A 21,136-nucleotide genomic window follows, 5' to 3' on the forward strand; every position below is an offset into this window, starting at 1 on the left:
ATGGCAGAGAAGAAACAAACCAAGGAAAATCAGGAAAAACCCGTTGTACTTTTTGTGGCGGAAGAAAAAGAGCCGTTGTTCTCTAAAAAGAACAGAAAACTGCTTAGTGACCCTCTTAATGACGACAACCCAATTACCGTTCAGGTTTTAGGCATCTGCTCGGCATTAGCAATTACAGTTCAGTTAAAACCTGCAATTGTGATGAGCTTGTCGGTAATGGCGGTAATGGCTGCAAGTAATGTCATTATCTCTTTACTGAGAAATTTAATTCCTAACCGTATTCGTATCATCGTACAGCTGGTAGTAGTGGCGTCGATGGTGATTTTGGTAGATCAAGTGCTTCGCGCTTATGCATATGATGTGAGTAAAGAGCTTTCCATTTTTGTAGGATTGATAATAACCAACTGTATCGTGATGGGGCGTTTAGAAGCCTTTGCTTTAGGTAATGGCGTTTGGAAATCGTTTTTAGATGGTGTAGGGAATGCGGCTGGTTATGCGTTTATCCTGATTTTGGTTGCGTTTTTCAGGGAGCTTCTAGGGTCTGGTACCTTATTTGGCTTTAAGATCATTCCACAATCATTTTACGATGCAGGATATGAAAATAACGGTTTGATGTTGTTATCTCCAATGGCATTAATCGTAGTAGGCTTGATTATCTGGGCGCAAAGAGCCAGAAATAGAAAATTGATAGAAAAGAACTAGTACATCAGCTAAATAGTATATTATGGATCACGTAAATTTATTTGTAAAAAGTATTTTCATAGAAAATATGGTGTTCGCATACTTCTTTGGTATGTGTTCATATTTGGCGGTGTCAAAAACAGTAAAAACTGCCGTTGGTTTAGGTGCAGCTGTTATTTTCGTTTTGGCGATAACCGTGCCAATCAACTTCTTGTTAGATGAGTATGTACTGCAACCAGGAGCTTTAAAGTGGTTAGGTGCTGAGTATGCCGAAATAGACTTGAGTTTCTTGAGTTTTATCATGTTCATTGCCGTAATTGCCTCTATGGTACAATTGGTTGAGATGATTGTTGAGAAATTTGCGCCTGCATTATATGGTGCTCTTGGTATATTCTTACCACTTATTGCAGTAAACTGTGCAATTCTCGGAGGATCATTGTTTATGCAACAAAAAGACTTCGGTGGTGTAAGCGAATCATTAGTGTATGGTTTCGGTTCTGGTATCGGATGGTTTTTAGCAATTGTTGCCATTGCAGCGATACGGGAAAAAATTGCGTATTCAAATGTACCGGCTCCTCTAAAAGGACTGGGAATTACCTTTATCATAACAGGCCTAATGGCGCTTGGTTTTATGAGTTTTATGGGTATTAAATTGTAAGAGAAAATAGATATGGATATTTCAGTAATCATAGCCAGTTTAGTCGTATTCTTTATCTTGACATTTGCCCTTGTGGGTATTTTGTTAGGTGCTAAAGCTAAACTGTTACCTTCAGGACCTGTTAAACTAAAAATAAACGGACAAGAAGATGTAGAAGTTTCCTCAGGTGGGACTTTGCTCGGAACATTAGGGAATAACAAAATATTTTTGCCATCTGCTTGTGGCGGTGGCGGGACTTGTATTCAGTGTAAGTGTATCGTTTCTGAAGGTGGAGGAGAGATTTTACCAACCGAAGAGCCTCACTTTACAAGAAAAGAGATTGCCGAAGGATGGCGCCTTGGTTGCCAAGTGAAGGTAAAGCAAGATATGGTGATCGAAGTACCTGAAGAGGTTTTCGGTATTAAAAAATGGGAGGCTACCGTTGTGCGTAACTGGAACGTAGCTTCCTTCATTAAGGAATTTGTAGTAGAGATTCCTGAAGAAATGGATTATGAAGCAGGAGGGTATATTCAAATTGAAATACCACCATGCGAAATTAAATATCAAGATTTTGATATTACTGCACACCCTGAAGAACATGATGATCCCAAGAAATTCCAATTAGAATGGGATAAATTCAACCTTTGGCCATTGGTAATGAAGAATTCTGAAACCGTAGAACGTGCTTATTCTATGGCTTCTTATCCTGCAGAAGGAAGAGAGATCATGCTAAACGTGCGTATTGCAACCCCGCCATGGGATCGTGCTAAAAATGGGTGGATGGATGTGAATCCTGGAGTAGCATCTTCTTATATTTTTAACCAAAAGCCAGGCGATAAAGTGGTTATTTCTGGTCCTTATGGTGAGTTCTTTATTAACGAATCAGAAGCTGAAATGCTTTATGTAGGTGGTGGTGCCGGTATGGCGCCAATGCGATCACATCTGTATCACTTATTCAGAACCCTAAAAACGGGCCGTAAAGTTACCTATTGGTATGGAGGTCGTTCGAAGCGTGAGTTATTCTATACGGAGCACTTTAGAGCCTTAGAGCGCGATTTTCCTAACTTCAAATTTTATATCGCTTTATCTGAACCTTTAGAAGAGGACAACTGGAAAGTAAAAGACGGTTTAGATGGTGAAGGAGATGGTTTCGTAGGTTTTGTTCATCAAGTGGTGATTGATAATTATTTATCAAAACATGAAGAGCCAGAAGAAATAGAAGTATACTTCTGCGGACCACCATTAATGAATAAAGCGGTTGAAAAAATGGCAGAAGATTTTGGTGTGCCACCGGAAAATGTGCGTTTCGACGACTTTGGAGGGTAATCATCAAAAGACTAAATAATATCTAACCTGCAAGGTTTTCAAAAATCTTGTAGGTTTTTTGATTTTGACCTTTTCTATCGATGCAACCTTTAACTGAGCAAGAGTTACACAATCTGGCGATGAATATCGTTGGTAAAGACCTGGAAAGCAATGGCTTCGAGTTCATGGCAGTAAACAGCAAACTAAAAAAGAATCCTCAGTTTGTTTGTTTAAAGAATAAAAAGCTTCATTTTGTCATTGTAAAAGCGGTGTCATACCCGGATGATCCTGCTAATTACGATCCCATTTTTATGCAGACGATTAAAGAACATGCAATAAAGTTTAAAGCACGCTGTTATTATGCAGGTGTAGGGTTGGCAAATACTAAAAATTTAAACACACCTTTAACTAAAAAAGATGATTACACGATTAATTACAAAGGACTCATTGAAATCAAATAGAGTATTCACATTGGCTCTTGGCTTCATTGTGATATCATTTGCTTTCACAAGTTGTGGTTCCAATGGGATGAAGGTGCATAAAGGCACTGTCTTTGGGACATCATATACCGTGAAGTTTTTCAGCGATAAGAAATTCGATTCACGTAAAAAAATAGATTCTGTTTTCCAGTTGGTTAACAGTTCGATGTCAACCTATATTCCTGATTCTAAGATTTCAAGAATCAACAAAGGCGATACCACTGTAATACTAGATGCTCCTTTTAAAGAAGTACTAAGCAGGTCGTATAGAATATGGGGACAAACTTATGGGTATTTTGATCCTACGGTGGGTGCATTGGCTGACGCTTGGGGTTTCGGCCCCAGTGGTGATTTTATAGAAATGGATTCGACTAAGGTCGACAGTATTATGGAATTTACTGGATTTTCTAAAATAAAGTTGACTAGTGAAGGAGATCGCATTCTTAAAGCGGATCCTAGGGTAACTTTAGATTTTAATGCGGTTGCCAAGGGCTATGCTGTTGATTTGGTAGCAAGAGTGCTAATCACTGAAAAAGTTGATAATTTTTTGGTTGAAATAGGCGGTGAGGTAGTTGCATCAGGGCAAAATTTAGAATCAGAAAAACCATGGGTTGTAGGTGTTGAAAACCCTAATCGCGAAGCAAGTAACCAATTTATCGCAGCGGTTACGCTAGATAAAAAGGCACTCGCAAGTTCTGGCAATTACAGAAAATTTCGCATTGATGAAGGAACTGGAGAAAAGTATGTTCATACCATAGATCCTAAAAGTGGATTTACCAAGAAAGGAGATATTTTAGGAATTAGTGTGTTGTCCACATCCTGTTTAAAAAGTGATGCTATGGCGACGGGACTTATGGCAATGAATCAATATTTGGTGAAGGATTTTGCCAGAAAAAATGCCGATATCGAGATTTTAATGGTGTATCTGGACGAGAATGAGGAAGAAAAAACTTGGATGACCTCGGGATTTCAAGAGTTAGTGGTAGAATAAAATAAATCTACTTTCTGCAAACTGGAATAATTTCTCCTTTTGCCAGTCGATATTTATCCACTAATTCGTTAGATAAGGTCGCTGTATAATTAACTTCTTCAACTGTGAATCCGATTGTACGCAACTTATCAAAATAATCTCGGCCATAAACACGGACATGATCATATTGACCAAAAATCTTGGCACGTTCTTTAGGATCTGTAATACTATTATCTTCAAAAGTAGAAGCGCTATTTAAGTCCTGGGGGATTTGAAAAATTCCCATTCCACCAGGCCTTAGAATTCTATATAGTTCTTGCATTGCTTTGGTGTCATCGGGAATGTGTTCTAACACATGATTGCATAAGATGATATCGTATGTATCATCTTCGAACGGAAGATTGCAAATATCGGCTTTGACATCAGCTAGTGGTGAATTAAGATCAGTGGTGGTGTAATCTAAATTTTGTTGTTTTCTAAATCCTTTATAAAATGCTTGTTCTGGTGCAAAATGCAATACCTTTTGAGGTTTTGTAAAGAAATCAGTTTCGTTTTTAAGGTATAACCATAATAGGCGATGGCGTTCTAGTGACAAGGTGCTCGGTGATAACACGTTTGGGCGTTGTTTGCCATAGCCATAGGGAAGAAATTTTCTAAAACTTTTCCCATCAATTGGATCAGTATATTTTTTCCCTTTTAAAAAGAGAACCAATAATGGACGCACAAAAAAACTCAACCGTATTAATACTGGCCTTGGTATGGTGTTTAAAATTAACTTAAAGAGTTTTTTCATATTTGGTTGTTACCCTGAGCTGGATGCTTTGCGAAGCTCTGTGTAATAACTAAAAAACAATTTCTTTAGCTCGAAACTCCTCCTCTTCATCGCTTTCAATTCCTAAGGCTTCATAGATATAATGAAAAGTAGAAAGTATTTCTGGTTTTCCGTTTACTAGTGCAACGTCATGCTCGAAATGAGCACTAGGCTTTCCATCTCGGGTGACGATTGTCCAGCCATCCTTTAATTGCTTGATTTTTTCGGTACCCATATTAATCATAGGTTCGATCGCTACTACCATACCTTCAATAAACTTTTTGCCACGCCCCCTTCTACCATAATTTGGCATTTCAGGATCTTCATGCATTTTTCTTCCTAAACCATGACCAACTAGTTCACGCACCACGCCGTAGCCATGACCTTCGCAATATTGCTGAATTGCATAACCGACATCTCCTACACGATTACCGGCTTTAAACTCTCGGATACCTATATAAAGTGACTCTTTAGTAACCTGAAGTAGCTTCTTGGTTTCTTCTGCTACATTACCAATCTCAAATGTATAGGCATGATCACCATAAAATTCATTTTTTAAAGCACCGCAGTCAATGGCAACAATGTCACCATCTTTAAGGGGAATATCTGTTGGTAGACCATGCACCACTGCTTCATTAACACTAGTAAGCAGGGTCGAGGGACAGTCATATAAACCTAAAAAACCGGGAACAGCACCATGATCTCGAATAAATTCCTCCGCTAAAGCATCCAATTGATTGGTAGTAACACCCTCTTTAGCTTCTGTAGCCAACATCCCTAATGTTTTAGAAACAATTAGTGCGCTTTCACGCATTAATTCAATTTCTTCTGCAGATTTAGTAATTATCATTTAATGAATTTTGTAGCGCACAAAGTTAGCAAAACAAAGTCATTACAACTAAACTAAGCTGAGCTGTAAAGCAAATACTGAAAATATTACTTCTTTTTTATCGGTACCCAAACCTCTTCTTCAGAGTTTGGGTTATCATGGCCCAAATAGGTGTCACCTAAAACTTCAAAATGGTTGCGATGATCCAACTGGTAGATTGATTGTGGTAACCATTCTTGATGAATGTATTGTAATGTTTTTCTAAACTGAGTCATCGTTCCTTTATGGTTAAAAACAGCATATAAACCACCTACTAGTTGTTTCGGTTCAATTCCTTCCGGGAGCATATTTTGATCGCTAACTTCTATTCCTGCAATATAGGTAAACTGAGTATAAGGTGTGAATGTTTTGTAATCATAGGCTTGATCATAAACCTGAATAGAGTATCTATTGTTGCTTACGGTATTGGTAATTTCATTTCGCTTTGGCATTAGCTGTTGCCATGCACGCGGCATTCCAAATTCTTCGATTGATGTTCTTACACTTACCGCAGCCAATAATTTTTTCGGTATAGTTGTTATTTTTGGTTCAGTGAGTATCATTATTTCGATTATTCTGCGTAGGCATGTTTATATTCGTTTCCACTTAAAATAGCCAACATGTCTTTTTCAAGACTCTCTATAGGGAACTCAACAATTCGGTTTATTTCCTTACCGTCCTTGTATAATATTATGGTAGGGACATTAATGATATTCAGTCCTTTTTCTAGTTCTTGCGGTGTAGTTTTATCTCGCGTAACCGCTATCAACTCCAACTTGTTGTAGTTAAAACTGGCAGCATCCATGATCTTATAAAAGTTAGGGACCTCTCGCTGACTATCCTCGCACCAAGTACCCATAAATAACTTTATCGATACATTTTTTAGCAATGGTTTTATCTCTTGTATACTAGTATCATCAGCTACGTAGTTATTCGCATTTTTGCCAAACCAGTACGAAAAGGGTTCTTTTTCAAGGCCAGCTCTGTTAGCAGGGCCTACCATGATCGCAGTGTATTCTTCATCTGGATCAGGAACAGTAATATTAATAGCTGTTTTTGACTTACAGCCCATGAGAACAATAAAAAAAAGAAATAAAAGAATGTTATTCTTCATCTGTTCAAGTTTTATCATTTTTTAAAAGGTGAGATGAAATATGCCATTAAACACTAAAAGAAATCATCTTTTAGTTATCATGACTCATTTCATAAAACATGATTTACTAGGGAGATTATGTTTATACTAACGAATGTTGCGTCATTTCTTTCGGTTTTTCAATACCCATCATATCTAGAATGGTAGGAGCCATATCACCTAAAATACCATCTTTAATCTTTTTTAATTCTGGATCTATTAAAATTACCGGAACTGGATTGGTTGTATGCGCCGTATGCGGACTTCCATCGGGATTAAGCATCGTTTCGCAATTACCATGATCTGCAATTAACAAGGTACTATAGCCATGTTCTAAACCGGTAGTTACAACATCTCTTACACATTTATCTACTGCTTCGCATGCCTTTATGGCTGCTTCCATCACTCCAGTATGACCTACCATATCACCATTTGCGAAATTAAGACATACAAAGTGCGTTTCCTCCTTTTCAAGTTCGGTTACCAAAGCATCTTTAAGTTCATAGGCACTCATCTCCGGTTTCAAATCATAGGTAGCTACTTTAGGAGAATTTTTGAGAATACGCTGTTCACCATCAAAAGGCTCTTCTCGACCACCATTAAAAAAGAAAGTAACATGTGGATATTTTTCAGTCTCCGCTATTCTAATTTGTTTTTTACCATGGGTGGCAAGGACTTCGCCCAGGGTTTTTTCAATATTATCTTTGGTATATACTACCTGAATACCTTTAAAAGTTTCATCATAATTGGTAAGGGTTACATAATAAAGGGGTAGTTTTTCCATTTTATATTCTGGAAAATCACGTTGCGAAAGTGCATCCGTAAGTTGGCGTCCCCTGTCCGTTCTAAAATTGAAGAATATAATAACATCATCCATTTCAATGTTTCCAACGGGAGTACCCTCAGAACTGACCATCACAATCGGTTTGATAAACTCATCAGTAATATCATTGTCATAGTTTGCTTGAATAGACTGTAAAGCGTCGATTGAATGTTCACCTTGGCCCTTTACCATACAATTATATGCTAAAGCTACCCGTTCCCAACGTTTGTCACGGTCCATAGCATAATATCTACCAGTCACTGTTGCCAAGGAAGCGTTGGTTTTGTTCAAGGTAGCTTGTAAATCTTGGATAAAACCCTTTCCAGATTTGGGGTCTACATCACGTCCATCTGTAAATGCATGAACATACATATTTTTAACTCCACTTGCATGGCCTGTTTCAAGCAATCCTTTTAAATGGTTAATATGGGAGTGCACACCACCGTCTGATACCAAACCTAAAAAGTGGACTTTCTTATTATTGGTTTTTGCATAGTCAAAAGCATCTGTTAGTACTTTTTCTTTTTCCAAAGTGTTGTTTTCAACAGCAAGATTAATTTTTGCTAAATCTTGATATACGATGCGCCCTGCGCCCAAGTTCATATGTCCTACCTCACTGTTACCCATCTGTCCTTCAGGCAAGCCCACATTCATACCGTCAGTTCGTAAAGTTGCATGAGGGTATTTATCATATAAGCCGTCTATAAATGGTGTATTGGCATTGTCGATCGCAGATACTTTAGGATCAGGAGACATGCCCCAACCATCTAGAATCATAAGGATAACTTTCTTATTCATAAACACGAGTTAAAATCAATTAGCAAAGATACTAAGATTGTGTTGTAGGTATTGGTGCTATATTCTTAAAAATGTGTCCCAGAAATTATGAATATTTCATCCGCTTAGGGTGGAGATTATCCGAAAATAAGAGACCTATATTGTTAACATTTTTGTTTACAGATCGTTAAAATTAGGTTATTTATAATTTTTTTGTGATCGGTGCTTGATTTTGATACGTAATTTATTTAATGAATCTAATCATTAATCAAAAAATCAATCATCATGAGAAAAACTTCAGTTTTTGTGCTGTTGTGCTTATTTCTTAGTACCGCAGCTTTTTCAAACCACTTTGTTTTAAAGAAAGAAATCATCATTGAAAAGCCAGCTGCAAAGGTTAGTGCTTTTTGTAAAGCTATTGTAAAAGGTGACGTTGACACTGTAAAGAAAATGATAAATTTAGGTGAAGACGTCAACGAAAAATCTAATGGGCTTAGTCCATTAATGTATGCTGCTCGCTACAATAAAACAGAGATCGCAGCTTTGCTTATTGAAAGTGGCGCTAATATCAAGGCAACTTGCCCTAAAGGATATACTGCGCACAAATACGCATTGTTATCAAATGCTGATGACGCCGCCAAGGTTATTGAAAAGGCCTTGAAAGATCAAAAGAAAAAGAAGAAACGACGAAAAGCTTAAGTACTTCCTTAAGGTTATTTGAATTAGTTAGTTAGAAGTAAAAAGTCCCAGAGAATCTGGGACTTTTTTATTTGCTATACTTTGTGCATTCACTAGGTGCCACGGTATTCACGAATTGCTTCCTTAATTTTTTCGATTCGATTATCCGGGTCAGGATGGGTGCTTTGAAATTCAGGAACCCTGTTAGGTCCTGCAGCAGCCTTTAGTATTTTCATGACGCCAATCATTTCTTCAGGATTATATCCTGCTCGCATCATAAAACGTACTCCTAATTTATCACTTTCAAGTTCATCATCGCGACCATTGCCTAGTAGAATGTTTTGCCCAATACCACCTACAACACCACCCATGTCTGCACCGACAGAGGCACCAGTGGCTAAAGTTTGCCAATGTTTTGACTCAGCAATCCGTTCAGCACTATGTTTACCCAAAACATGTCCTATTTCATGACCTAATACACCTGCCAATTGATCTTCAGTTTGTAATCGCGAAAACAATGCACGCGTAATAAAAATTTGACCTCCTGGTAATGCAAATGCATTTATTGTGCGGTTATCGGCCAGCAAATGAAATTCGTAACGATAAGGAGTTTCTCTTGCCATACTGTTATCAACTAATTTCTTTCCAACATAATCAACTAAGGCCTGTGCTTTGGAGTCAGGGTCCAAACCCCCGTGTTGCTGCGCCATTTTAGGAGCACTTTCAAGACCAATTGCGATTTCTTGGTCAGTAGACATATCGATATTTTGAACACGACCCGTATAGGGATTTTCCTGCTGATTACTGCATCGCTTAAAATAAGCAAATGCCACAATAGCAAGACCAATTAATAAACGAATTTTTAACTTACTTCCTCTCAATTTGATTTAACGTTTAAGGTTTTAATTTGGCTTAAAATTTATTAGGTAGGGTTCAAGGTGCTGCGTTTTCAAAATTTCAAAACGCTAAACTTTCAATTCTAAAGATACGAAATTGTCTACTTAAGTAGCTCAGGGTTAATGTCCAAGATATTTTCATTGATATATTGATTGATAAAGTCTTCAGTGAAATACTCACTACCCATTAGCTTTTCTTGCTGCAGCATCGATTTAACATCTAATGTTCTATATTCTTTAAGCATAGGTATAGAAATAGCTGCATAACTAACATGCCACGGTTCATATTTAAATCCTTTTCTATTAGCATTAGAAGTGTACACTGTGTAAAAGCCAAAAGACTCAGAGTACTCATCTAACCACTCTCGTAGTTTACAGAAAGGTCCATTACCATGAAATTTTGAAGCAACTAATACGTCACCTTCCACTTTTTTACTTCCGTCTATGATATCAATGTCAGTTCCCCAGTGGTGCCTTGATGTACCAGGAATCGTTGAGTATTCAACAATTTTACGAATAGCCTGAATAGGGGAGTGTCCTTCTTTTGTAAAACGCTCGTACTTACGAGTCCATATTCTATTTTGATGGTCGTAATTCCGATAACTGCTAACAGCTTTAATTTTGATCCCATCCTTTAAAGCCGCTTTGCACATTTTGGTATATGCGTCAAAAGCTTCTTTTCTTAAAAGAAAACCATCACCAAAAAGCTCTGGATTTCCTTTTCCTATTAACTCTTCTTTTGAAAAATTATTTTTCCAAATGCGAAAACTAGATAGGCTTAAAATACCAGCAGTTGCCATTGCAGTGGATTTGAGAAAAATACGGCGTTGCATAATCTTATTAATTAGCTATAGCCCTAAAGATAGTAATGAATTAACTTTTTATTTAAAATAAACAGAAGGTATTTTTTTATCTTGAAAGCTAATAATCTAAAAACCAATCATTATGACAACCAAAGAAGTAGCTGATAGGCTCGTTAGTTTATGCAGAGAAGGTAAATACGAGGAAGCCTATAACGAATTATATGCTGAAAATTGCATTAGTCAAGAAATGCCGGGAATGCCAAACGCACTAGCTGAAGGTAAAGAGCAAATTATTAAGGATTTTCATCAATGGCAAAATAACATTCAAGAAATGCATGGCGGTGAAGTAGGAGATCCAATGGTCGCAGGCAATCATTTTGCAATACCAATGTCATATGATATTACCTTTAAAGAAGGAGGGCGACAAGCAATGGAAGAAATATGTATGTACCAAGTGCAAAATGGGCAGATAACCAAGGCCTCATATCATTATGAGGTCCCGGAAATGGGATAAGTAAGTAATAAATAAATCTGAAATAGAAGCAGGCGGATGTAGACTACATTCGCCTATTTTTTACTAAAAAATGTTAAATAATATGCATTTCATCGATTAAATATGTTTTTTAGCTTGTCGTATCATTAAAAGAGCATATATTCGTCAACGGCTTTATAAAAACTTTACGAACAGATTGATCCCTAACTAGATCTGTAAATTAATTATTAAAATTTTAATTTATGGATAGAGAATTACTTTTACTATTACTTTTTTCTTTTTTTGTTGCATTTGGAAATATATCCAATGCCAATGCAAATACTACTTTTTTGAATAATGAAACTACGTCAACATTTTCTGATGTTGATGGAGATGGAGTATTGGATGTAAATGATAATTGTCCTACAATAGCAAACCCCAATCAACTAGACACCGATAATGATGGTATTGGTGATGTTTGCGATGATGATGATGACAATGACGGTGTTTTGGATAGTCATGATCAATGTGCTGGTTCTATGAATTTTACTGTGGATGTGAATGGATGTCCCGTTTTTACGCTCCCTTCTAACAATTTTGAAATCGGATTTGCCAAAGAAGAATGTTCTGTAAACAGCACAGAGGCCATGATCAGTATCAGTACTATTGAAGAACATGATTATGAACTTACGTTGATTGATTCCGACAAAAATGCAGTGCAATATAGCTTTAGAAAAGAAATTGAGATAACGGGGCTTACTCACGCTTCCTATGTCCTGATGATTACAGTTAGAAGGCAGCCGAATTTTTTAAGGAGATACACAATTAATTTGTAATAGAAGCTGGAGTTTCTATTAAAATTTTATCACACTACCCTAAATACTTACACATATGAAATACAATTATATTTGCGGAATACTAGGCCTTATTTTTTTTACTACTGCTTGTAATGAACCTACCAATGAAGAGATTTTTGAAAGTGATTTTTTTGCGGCCAAACTAGAATACCCTGTAGATAATATACCTTGTAGTACGCTTTCTTTTAATGGGGAAAATGCTATCGTGACCTTTAGATGGGAAGAGTCAAATGATAATGTTGACTATTACAATTTGTTCTTGACTAACAATAGCACATTCGAAACCGCTATTTTTGAATTAGAAACGAATAGTTTGGATATTGAGGTTAGTGTTAACGATAGTTACTCGTGGTACGTTAGCACTTTTTTTGAAAACAATCCATTACATAAGGTCAGTTCGGTATCAAATTTCATCATAGAATCTTCCAGTTATAGTGTGCATCCCCCGAATGCTGCAATGCCGATTAGTCCTAAACGCGGAGAGTGGATTAGTTCAAGTTTTGTCAATTTAAGTTGGATGTGTACTGATCGTGATGAGGATATAGTAAATTATGAAGTGATATTAGATACAAAGTTTCCACCAATAGAAGCAGTAGGTTCAACCCAAAATAATGAATTGACGCACGCAGTTAATTCAGGGACACTTTATTATTGGATGGTAAATACCGAGGATTCGCAAGGAAATATAACAAGTTCAGAAGTGTTCCAATTCCGAACAGATGATGTTAATTTTAATTAGAATTTGGATATACTAGTTGGTAAATTATCGGTTGATGTATATATAACCCGTCACTTTTTCGCCAGTATCCTTGAATTCTAAAATATAGAAGTACGTACCAACTGGTAGTCCTTTATCCCTAGAAATTGTTATACGACCATCAGAGGTTCCGTTCCAATCGTTTGTATATCCGTCGGCCTCATACACCTTAACGCCCCAACGGTTGTAAATTTCTAAATGATTTTGTGTTCTATTTCTTGTGGCTTCAATTACCAATACATCATTTATACCATCACCATCGGGACTAATACCATAATTTAGGTTTTCAGCAGTCGTATTAGCGGCTCCTATAGTGATAATAGCATAATCACTCGGGCTGAAGGTAAATGAAGTAATACTACCAGACGTAATATCTCCCGTGACCTCAGTATTTCCAAGATCCTGCCATTCGGCATCGTTTTCATTCCAGCCTACTACTAATAAATTTTCAATATCATCAACAAGAAAACTAATGTTGCTGTTAGCGTCCCAAGTAAGAGTGACTGAGGTTTCAGTTTTACCATTTAGATCCCAGAATTCTGTAGGATTTACTGACCCAATTCTTCCCTGTTTAGTATTGGTATTAAAATTAGTTCCAAAAGTCGATGGGCTATTCGGATCTTCAAAAAAGTATGCACCACTAAAAAATTGTTGGGACGAACTTGAAGAAACACTCATCGGTCGAAAACGGCTATCATCGCCTATAGGAAAGGTAAAAGCATCAGTTCCTGAAACGGATGAGTACCCATCAGTATGACTAGTATTGACAACTCCAGAATAAAAAGCATCATTAATAAAATCTAAGGATACACCCAATTGGTTCCGGTCCGTAACCACTAATCCGGTAATAAAATTTGCACCGTTTGATACACCAACAGCTGTTCTTAAAAAAAGATTATTTGTAACGTCAATTTCCAGATCGTTAAAAACCACAGCGTTGCCAGATACTATAAGCGGATTATTCTGATTATAAAACCCTGCTAGTCCCAGATTTTGATTGAATACCCCTTGATTAATTAAGTCAATGTGAAAACCCATTTGGCCTTGATCATGAATTTGCACGTTTCCGTTATTTTGAAAAGCAACTTGTGCATTAACAACCAACGCAAAAGTGCAGCTTATTACAGTAATCAGCGTATATGGAATTTTCTTTTTCATTGCTATTAATCTTATTTTCTTGTGGCAACTTCAATTAACACTTGTGGATTAGAAACACCTCCCGCGACTGTGGGAAGAAAACACTGAATAAAATCACCCTCAGAAACATCAATATTTATGGTGTTATCATGGCCGCCCTCGGCTGCGGTCACCGTAAACGTCAATATTGGAGCAGTATTATCATTACTGCGTATCTGTATGTCAAACGTATCTACGTTATTACTTTGTACAGTAATGGCGGTGATGGTAGCATCTCGAATCATGCGCCAGCCGTTATTATTCGATTGTGAACCATTAAATTGTCTTAAATATTCATTGGAGGCACTTCCGCTATTTCTGCCCCACCCGAGCATAACGCGATCTACACTTAACCATTTGGTTCTTGTAGCATCATATGTATATAACAATCCATCCGTATCAACAAACATTTGCCCTCCTAAAGTTCCTGTAGGGGTCGTTGCACTTGGTTGAATTCTTAACGGAACATCGGCACTTTCTATATCTAACTGCGCATCTGGAGTATTGGTATTAATACCTATTTGTCCACCTTGCTCCATGAAAATACGATAGTCGGCAACGCCGGTTTCCACAAAATTTAAACCGTTACCCAATAGGTTCCAGTGCCATTCCGTTGTTCCTGTGTTGTCCTGAAAAGCCATTACATCGTCACCATTTGCCCTGATGATAAACGGATGGTTGCCAAATTGAGTTGCTTGGTTTACACGAACAGTTTGGTTTCCTTGCGAAAGGCGTAATCGCTCAGCACCATTTGCTGAAAGAACGAAATCTTCCGCATCTGTAGTGCCTATAAAATCAGTTGTATCGTCGGTACCTGCGTTGCCATCAGTTTTCCAAGCACTATTGTTAGTCGTCACTTCCAGCCAATTCGTACCATTGAATTCAAAAACTGAATTTTCGGTGGTATTAAAAACTAATGATCCCACTCCGGGGGAAGCAATTCCATTCATTTCTGTTGTTGTTACTTGAACCAATGTTAATATAAGGTTCGGATCCAGTTGTGCCTTTACCTGAAGTATAAAACAGATAGCTACACAACAAATGATTTTTTGTGTTAGGGAATAAAAAATCTTCATTGTTTTAGTAATGGTTAATATTTAAAGCTCGCTATAAAGTGTTTTTAGTTTATTGTTGTTTTAATTTGTTTTTATTGTCATGTTATTTTCGCCAAGCAATTTCAATAAGCACCTGTGGAAAATCGATGTCAGTCCCATTTAGATAACATTGTAAAAAATCTCCTTCATCAAAATCCACATTAATCGTATTGTCATGCCTTCCCTCTTCATTGGTAAGCGTTAAACTTGAAATTATTGTTGTTGTATCATTTTTTCTAATTTCAATTGTGCAACTTTCAGCAGCGTCTGTTTGAACGGTAATAGCTGTAATGGTGCCGTCTCTTATCATTCGCCAACCATTGTTAATAGAAAATGCACCATTGTATTGTCTTAGATATTCATCGGTTGTATTAGCACTGTTTCGACCCCACCCAAACATTGTTCTGTCAACACTTAACCACTTTGTTCGCACAGCATCATATGAATACAGTAATCCATCATTGGCAACAAACATTTGCCCACTCAATGAACCGGTAGGTGTTGTGGCATTAGGTTGTATTCTGAGTGGGACTTCCGTACTCAAAATATCCAGTTGGGCATTTGGGTTGGTTGTATTTATTGCTACACGTTGATTGGTTTGGGAAACTCTAAATGCTTCCAGATTATTGGTCCTGAAAACTAAATCCTGACCATCTGTCGTTCCAATGAAATCATTTGTTGGGTTCGTTCCTGAATTTCCCGAAGTGCTCCAGGTGGTGTTTCCTGCAGGAACTTGTTCCCATGATCCAGTATACTGAAAAACTGCATTTTCAGTACTATTGTAGATTAAGGCTCCAATAGGCGGAGTAATACTATTCATTTGCGTTGTGGTCAAACTTACTAATGTTAATATAAGATTAGGATCTTGCGCATTAATTTTCATAAAAGCTACTACCGTAATTACACAGAATAGCTTTTTTAGTTCTTTAAAAGAATTGCTCATAATTGATTAAATTTTAATTATCTAGTGGGCAACGTATTAGTTTTATTTGGCTTAATCCATTTAAAACTAGTAGGTTGCTGTTAATTAAAAGAGAGCAATTTAGGGGTGGCCGTTCTAAAATGAACAGCTAATACATCTCTGGGTTTAGCTTTGTTTTTTACATATTTAGATTATTTTAAATTCCAGGAATACGAATGATTGTAAACATAAATTCTGAATCGAATCGTGCTCTATCGGTACCACCGTTATCGTTATCACCTATAATCACATCAAAACTGGTACCCGTTTGGTTGTTATATGAAATTCCAGGATCGTCATTGCCCGCGCCGCCTCGACCTGGTTGCGATAATTGTATTATATAATTGGTTCCGATATTTAATGTCCAACTAACCGTATAATTACCAACACTGTTTCTTACGGCGGTGGCGTTAAAAATTGTACCACCACCTGCAGAAGCTACTTTACCGGTAGCAAAAATTGTTGGAACTTCGATCACATTTCCAACGGTATCCACCGCAAGTCCTGAATCTGGTTGTTTTGCTGCTGTTACTTGTGTATCGGTATTATCTTCACCATATCCTTCTAATTGCATTTCTTGCGTTGTTTTTATGCGGAAAGGAATTGAAGTGCCAGCTCCGCCAACTGCTGTTCCATAATCTCTAATTTCGAAACTATTGTCGGCCGAATTATTAATGAGTCCCCAATTTTGAATAACCGATGTTCCGGCTGCATTAAGGTTCGCAAAGAAAAAGAAGGCGTCACTGCCATACCGATCAAGTCGGATACCTGAATCGGTTCCTGCTACGTGAAATTGTCGTTCAGGAGCATCTAACCCAATTCCTACTCGACCATTATCCTGGATTACAAACTCTGTTCCAGAAGTTCTGGCTGTCGTTCCGTCTGATTGCGTATCTAATTCCACTCTGCTTGCACCTGAATTATTAATGAAGGCATCATCTGTATCATCAAAGATTGTTTTATCTTCCCACTGTGGTGCACCAGCGGCGTCTGTAGTTAGTACCTGATCTGCTCCGGCGTCTGCGATCTTGGCAGTAGTGACCGCATCATCCACAATCTCAGCAGTATTCACCGCATTATCGAGTAGTTCTGCATTTCCAATAGCATTATCCGCCATCTTCGCATTGGTAATTCCATCGGTAGCGACTTGAATACTTGCATCAACTAATGTAGCTCCAGTACCGGTAGTTACGGTAATGGATGCATCAGTAGCAGTAAGATCTTCACCTGTGATATTGTTTGCATCAAGTGTACCCCATTCCACATCAGTTCCTGCCGCGTTGGTTTTTAATACTTGATTTGCAGTACCGTTTAAAATGTTCTCGACTTGGACCGCATCATCTGCTAGTTTGGTATTGTCAACAGCATCGGCAGCTAGTTTTCCTGTAGTCACATTTAAATCAGTAATCTTGGCAGTAGTGACCGCATCATCCACAATCTCAGCAGTATTCACTGCATTATCGAGTAGTTCCGCATTTCCTATAGCATTATCGGCCATCTTCGCATTGGTAATTCCATCGGTCGCGACTTGAATACTTGCATCTACTAATGTAGCTCCAGTACCGGTGGTTACGGTTATGGATGCATCAGTAGCAGTAAGATCTTCACCTGTGATATTGTTTGCATCCAGTGTGCCCCATTCTACTGCCGTACCCGCTGCATTGGTTTTCAGCACTTGATTTGCTGTACCTTCCAAAATATTATCAACTTCAACAGCATCATCTTGCAGTTCTGATGTTCCAACAGCATTGGCGTTTATTTCAGATGCATTTACCGAATTTGGCCCAAGGTCGGAGGCTGTAATGGTATTGTCAGCAATAACACCTCCTGCGCCACCAACTATTGCTCCATCTGCAATCTTGGCCGTAGTGACAGCATCATCAACAATCTCAGCGGTATTCACTGCATTATCGAGTAGTTCCGCATTTCCAATAGCATTATCGGCCATTTTCGCATTGGTGATACCATCGGTCGCTACTTGAATACTCGCATCTACTAATGTAGCCCCAGTACCAGTAGTTACGGTAATGGATGCATCAGTGGCAGTAAGATCTTCACCTGTGATATTGTTTGCATCAAGGGTACCCCATTCTACATCGGTTCCTGCTGCGTTGGTTTTTAGAACTTGATTTGCAGTACCGTTTAAAATGTTCTCGACTTGGACCGCATCATCTGCTAGTTTGGTATTGTCAACAACATCGGCAGCTAGTTTTCCTGTAGTGACATTTAAATCAGCAATCTTGGCTGTTGTAACCGCATCATTAACAATCTCAGCAGTATTCACTGCATTATCGAGTAGTTCCGCATTTCCAATAGCATTATCTGCCATCTTCGCATTGGTGATACCATCGGTCGCTACTTGAATACTCGCATCTACTAATGTAGCCCCAGTACCAGTAGTTACGGTAATGGATGCATCAGTGGCAGTAAGATCTTCACCTGTGATATTGTTTGCATCAAGGGTACCCCATTCTACATCGGTTCCTGCTGCGTTGGTTTTTAGAACTTGATTTGCAGTACCGTTTAAAATGTTCTCGACTTGGACCGCATCATCTGCTAGTTTGGTATTGTCAACAGCATCGGCCGCTAGTTTTCCTGTAGTGACATTTAAATCAGCAATTTTGGCTGTTGTAACCGCATCATTAACAATCTCAGCAGTATTCACTGCATTATCGAGTAGTTCCGCATTTCCAATAGCATTATCGGCCATTTTCGCATTGGTGATACCATCGGTCGCTACTTGAATACTCGCATCTACTAGGGTAGCCCCAGTACCAGTAGTTACGGTAATGGATGCATCAGTGGCAGTAAGATCTTCACCTGTGATATTGTTTGCATCAAGGGTACCCCATTCCACATCGGTACCAGCGGCATTTGTTTTGAGTACTTGATTTGCAGTACCGTTTAAAATGTTCTCGACTTGGACCGCATCATCTGCTAGTTTGGTATTGTCAACGGCATCAGCTGCAAGCTTCGCAGTGGTGACCGCATTGTCAGCCAGTTCTGTGGTGGTAATTCCCGATGCTGCAACACCAAGTGTAAAAGGATCACCTGCATCGCCTGCTCCTGAACGTACTAACGTACCATCGGTAGCGTTTGTTATTTCATTTCCGATAACACCATCCACTTCAGTGATACTAAGAGTTGATTCATCAACCAATACCCAATCAGTCCCATTATATCGAAGTACTTCACCATCAGTGGTACCATCTGCTATTTTAGCAAGCGAAACGGCATCATCAGCAATCTCACTAGTTTCAACAGCTCCGTTTGTTAAATCTAATACTCCCGTAGGAGAAACAGTGGCATCGCCACTAATAGCTGCTGTAATGGATGCAAAATCAACCTCTAAAGCACCTGTTCCAGCATTTTGTAAGAGTCCGTTTCCTGCTACATCGCTGTTTATTTTTGTAGCATCAACTGCATCATTAGCAATTTTTACTGTTGATATTCCACCGTCAGTTACTTGGATATCGGAATTGATTAAAGTAGCACCAGTTCCGTTGTTCACAGTAATACTAGCGTCTCCAGCTGTAAGATCATTGCCTGCAATATTACCAGGACCTAAAGTAACGTTTCCGTCAGCTGCAGGATTTACACCATTAACGCTTCTGGTGATATTGTTGATATTCGTATCAACGCCATTTTCATCAGTATAAGTAATCGTGCTTCCGGTAGCCGATATGCTTGTGAGAGTCTCATGATTAGCTACTAAAGCTGTCAGGTCGATTGTATTGGCGATTCCATTTTCGTCTGTAAAGCTTAATGTGCCCGCGGTGGCATCAACGGCAAGAGACGTTACCGATTCAAAATTGTCAATGATGGGTTGAAGGTCTACACTGGATAGTATACCATTTTCATCTGTATATTCTAAGGTTCTTCCATCGGCATTTAAAGCAAAAATGGTAAGCGTTTCTTGAGCTGCCACAAGTGCAGACAGGTCTACAGTATTAGTTATCCCGTTTTCATCAACATAAAATAAGTTACCAGCAACGGCATCCACCGCAACCGATGTATTGGTTTCAAAGTTATCGATAACCGTTTCCAGATCTACTGAGGTTGTATTCCCATTCTCATCGACATATTCAAGGGTTTTTCCGTCAGCGTTTAATGCAAAGGAGGTAAGTGTTTCTTGCGCAGCTACTAAGGCAGACAGGTCAATTGTATTGGTTGTCCCGTTTTCATCAACATAAAACAGATTGCCAGCAGCAGCATCAATTGCTACCGAAGTGTTCGTTTCAAAATTATCAATGATGGTTTCCAGATCTACTGAAGTAGTCAGCCCATTTTCATCGGTATATTCCAATGTTTTTCCGTCCCCATTTAAACTAAAAGTAGTTAGCGTATTATTTGTATCAATTGCAACAGGTGCCCCTCCATTGTTAAAAGTAAATGTGCCATCTCCGTTATCAGTGAATCTCGCTTTTTCAATAATTACGGCAATGTTGTCTTCGTTTGTGTATGTAAAAGTTCCATCGCCATTATCTACTATGGCAGTAACTGTTTCGTTTGTGAGTGCGCCACAAAGACTTACCCAGGTTGAATTTGCATATTGAAAAATGCAATTTAGATCAGTATTGTAGACCATAGCACCATTCAAGGGTGTAATTGCATTCATTTGGGTATTAGTGACCCTTGTTAAAACAAATACCCTTTCGGCACTTTCTAGTTCTAAAATAGATGCGTTATCAATCTGATCTGGATTATTACCTATCTTCACTTGCGAGTACAGTGAAGTGGCACAGGTAATTACTAAGAATACCAGTGTTAACTTATTCTTCATAACTTGGAGTTTTAAGGGGCTTTCGAGGATACAAAATTTATTTAATCAATAAATGTAATAATTTCATCGTTTACATAGGAATTTTCAAACATGTAATTACAACTTAATAGCTTATGAAATTGGTATAGTAGGGTTATTTTGTAAAAGTTCAGATTTAAACGGGAAATTCAAAAAAT

General features: G+C 38.1%; 20 protein-coding genes. 9 read left to right on the forward strand and 11 right to left on the reverse strand.

Features of this window, described 5'->3' with window-relative positions; genetic code table 11:
- The 5 genes from ABN763_RS10590 to ABN763_RS10610 all read left to right on the forward strand — a co-directional run bounded on the left by ABN763_RS10590 (position 1) and on the right by ABN763_RS10610 (position 4,093).
- Complete coding sequence (locus tag ABN763_RS10590; protein ID WP_410485434.1) at positions 1–702, forward strand: NADH:ubiquinone reductase (Na(+)-transporting) subunit D; 702 nt, start codon at positions 1–3, stop codon at positions 700–702.
- 22 nt (positions 703–724) lie between these two features.
- Positions 725–1,339 carry an NADH:ubiquinone reductase (Na(+)-transporting) subunit E gene (nqrE, locus tag ABN763_RS10595; protein WP_410485435.1) on the forward strand — a complete coding sequence of 205 codons (615 nt, stop codon included), beginning with the start codon at positions 725–727 and terminating at the stop codon, positions 1,337–1,339.
- A gap of 12 nt (positions 1,340–1,351) precedes the next feature.
- Positions 1,352–2,644, forward strand: coding sequence for an NADH:ubiquinone reductase (Na(+)-transporting) subunit F (gene nqrF / locus ABN763_RS10600; protein WP_410485436.1), 1,293 nt, complete (start codon positions 1,352–1,354; stop codon positions 2,642–2,644).
- Positions 2,645–2,724: 80 nt separating this feature from the next.
- Positions 2,725–3,084, forward strand: a complete 360-nt coding sequence (locus ABN763_RS10605) for a Na(+)-translocating NADH-quinone reductase subunit F (RefSeq protein WP_410485437.1) — start codon at positions 2,725–2,727, stop codon at positions 3,082–3,084.
- Positions 3,041–4,093 carry an FAD:protein FMN transferase gene (locus ABN763_RS10610; protein ID WP_410485438.1) on the forward strand — a complete coding sequence of 351 codons (1,053 nt, stop codon included), beginning with the start codon at positions 3,041–3,043 and terminating at the stop codon, positions 4,091–4,093. The genes ABN763_RS10605 and ABN763_RS10610 overlap by 44 nt, the downstream gene beginning before the upstream one ends.
- Positions 4,094–4,100: 7 nt before the next feature.
- Here the strand turns inward: ABN763_RS10610 and ABN763_RS10615 are convergent, their stop codons facing one another.
- From ABN763_RS10615 to gpmI, 5 genes are all read right to left on the reverse strand, one after another.
- Positions 4,101–4,865, reverse strand: coding sequence for a class I SAM-dependent methyltransferase (locus ABN763_RS10615; protein ID WP_410485439.1), 765 nt, complete (start codon positions 4,863–4,865; stop codon positions 4,101–4,103).
- A 49-nt stretch (positions 4,866–4,914) separates the two neighbouring features.
- Positions 4,915–5,733: a type I methionyl aminopeptidase gene (gene map, locus ABN763_RS10620; protein ID WP_410485440.1), complete on the reverse strand. Its 819-nt coding sequence runs from the start codon at positions 5,731–5,733 to the stop codon at positions 4,915–4,917.
- Between the two features lie 86 nt (positions 5,734–5,819).
- Positions 5,820–6,314, reverse strand: a complete 495-nt coding sequence (locus tag ABN763_RS10625; RefSeq protein ID WP_410485441.1) for a GyrI-like domain-containing protein — start codon at positions 6,312–6,314, stop codon at positions 5,820–5,822.
- Positions 6,315–6,322: 8 nt separating this feature from the next.
- Positions 6,323–6,865, reverse strand: coding sequence for a thioredoxin family protein (locus ABN763_RS10630; RefSeq protein WP_410485442.1), 543 nt, complete (start codon positions 6,863–6,865; stop codon positions 6,323–6,325).
- A 121-nt stretch (positions 6,866–6,986) separates the two neighbouring features.
- A complete protein-coding gene (gene gpmI, locus ABN763_RS10635; RefSeq protein ID WP_410485443.1) occupies positions 6,987–8,504 on the reverse strand; it encodes a 2,3-bisphosphoglycerate-independent phosphoglycerate mutase in 1,518 nt (505 codons plus the stop codon).
- 264 nt (positions 8,505–8,768) lie between these two features.
- Between gpmI and ABN763_RS10640 the strand changes: the two genes are divergently transcribed.
- Positions 8,769–9,182: an ankyrin repeat domain-containing protein gene (locus tag ABN763_RS10640; RefSeq protein WP_410485444.1), complete on the forward strand. Its 414-nt coding sequence runs from the start codon at positions 8,769–8,771 to the stop codon at positions 9,180–9,182.
- Positions 9,183–9,274: 92 nt separating this feature from the next.
- On the opposite strand, the gene ABN763_RS10645 is transcribed toward ABN763_RS10640, so the two are convergent.
- The gene (locus ABN763_RS10645; protein ID WP_410485445.1) at positions 9,275–10,042 is read right to left on the reverse strand and encodes a M48 family metalloprotease; all 768 of its coding nucleotides are present in this window, start codon (positions 10,040–10,042) and stop codon (positions 9,275–9,277) included.
- 116 nt (positions 10,043–10,158) lie between these two features.
- Positions 10,159–10,890, reverse strand: coding sequence for a M15 family metallopeptidase (locus ABN763_RS10650; RefSeq protein ID WP_410485446.1), 732 nt, complete (start codon positions 10,888–10,890; stop codon positions 10,159–10,161).
- Between the two features lie 112 nt (positions 10,891–11,002).
- Between ABN763_RS10650 and ABN763_RS10655 the strand changes: the two genes are divergently transcribed.
- The 3 genes from ABN763_RS10655 (at position 11,003) to ABN763_RS10665 (ending at position 12,928) form a co-directional block, all read left to right on the forward strand.
- On the forward strand, positions 11,003–11,374 hold the full coding sequence (locus ABN763_RS10655) for a SnoaL-like domain-containing protein (protein WP_410485447.1): 372 nt from the start codon (positions 11,003–11,005) through the stop codon (positions 11,372–11,374).
- A gap of 221 nt (positions 11,375–11,595) precedes the next feature.
- Positions 11,596–12,168, forward strand: coding sequence for a thrombospondin type 3 repeat-containing protein (locus tag ABN763_RS10660; RefSeq protein ID WP_410485448.1), 573 nt, complete (start codon positions 11,596–11,598; stop codon positions 12,166–12,168).
- Positions 12,169–12,223: 55 nt separating this feature from the next.
- Entirely contained in the window at positions 12,224–12,928 is a 705-nt protein-coding gene (locus ABN763_RS10665) for a hypothetical protein (RefSeq protein ID WP_410485449.1), read from the forward strand.
- A 24-nt stretch (positions 12,929–12,952) separates the two neighbouring features.
- Here ABN763_RS10665 and ABN763_RS10670 read toward each other — a convergent pair whose 3' ends face one another.
- From ABN763_RS10670 to ABN763_RS10685, 4 genes are all read right to left on the reverse strand, one after another.
- Positions 12,953–14,104: a gliding motility-associated C-terminal domain-containing protein gene (locus tag ABN763_RS10670; protein ID WP_410485450.1), complete on the reverse strand. Its 1,152-nt coding sequence runs from the start codon at positions 14,102–14,104 to the stop codon at positions 12,953–12,955.
- 11 nt (positions 14,105–14,115) lie between these two features.
- Positions 14,116–15,198 (reverse strand): hypothetical protein, encoded by a 1,083-nt coding sequence (locus tag ABN763_RS10675; RefSeq protein ID WP_410485451.1) that lies wholly within the window; start codon positions 15,196–15,198, stop codon positions 14,116–14,118.
- An 82-nt stretch (positions 15,199–15,280) separates the two neighbouring features.
- A complete protein-coding gene (locus tag ABN763_RS10680; protein ID WP_410485452.1) occupies positions 15,281–16,159 on the reverse strand; it encodes a hypothetical protein in 879 nt (292 codons plus the stop codon).
- Positions 16,160–16,334: 175 nt separating this feature from the next.
- Positions 16,335–20,960: a beta strand repeat-containing protein gene (locus ABN763_RS10685; protein ID WP_410485453.1), complete on the reverse strand. Its 4,626-nt coding sequence runs from the start codon at positions 20,958–20,960 to the stop codon at positions 16,335–16,337.
- Positions 20,961–21,136: the final 176 nt, after the last annotated feature.

The organism is Spongiivirga sp. MCCC 1A20706 (assembly GCF_046524175.1).
Taxonomy (GTDB): domain Bacteria; phylum Bacteroidota; class Bacteroidia; order Flavobacteriales; family Flavobacteriaceae; genus Spongiivirga.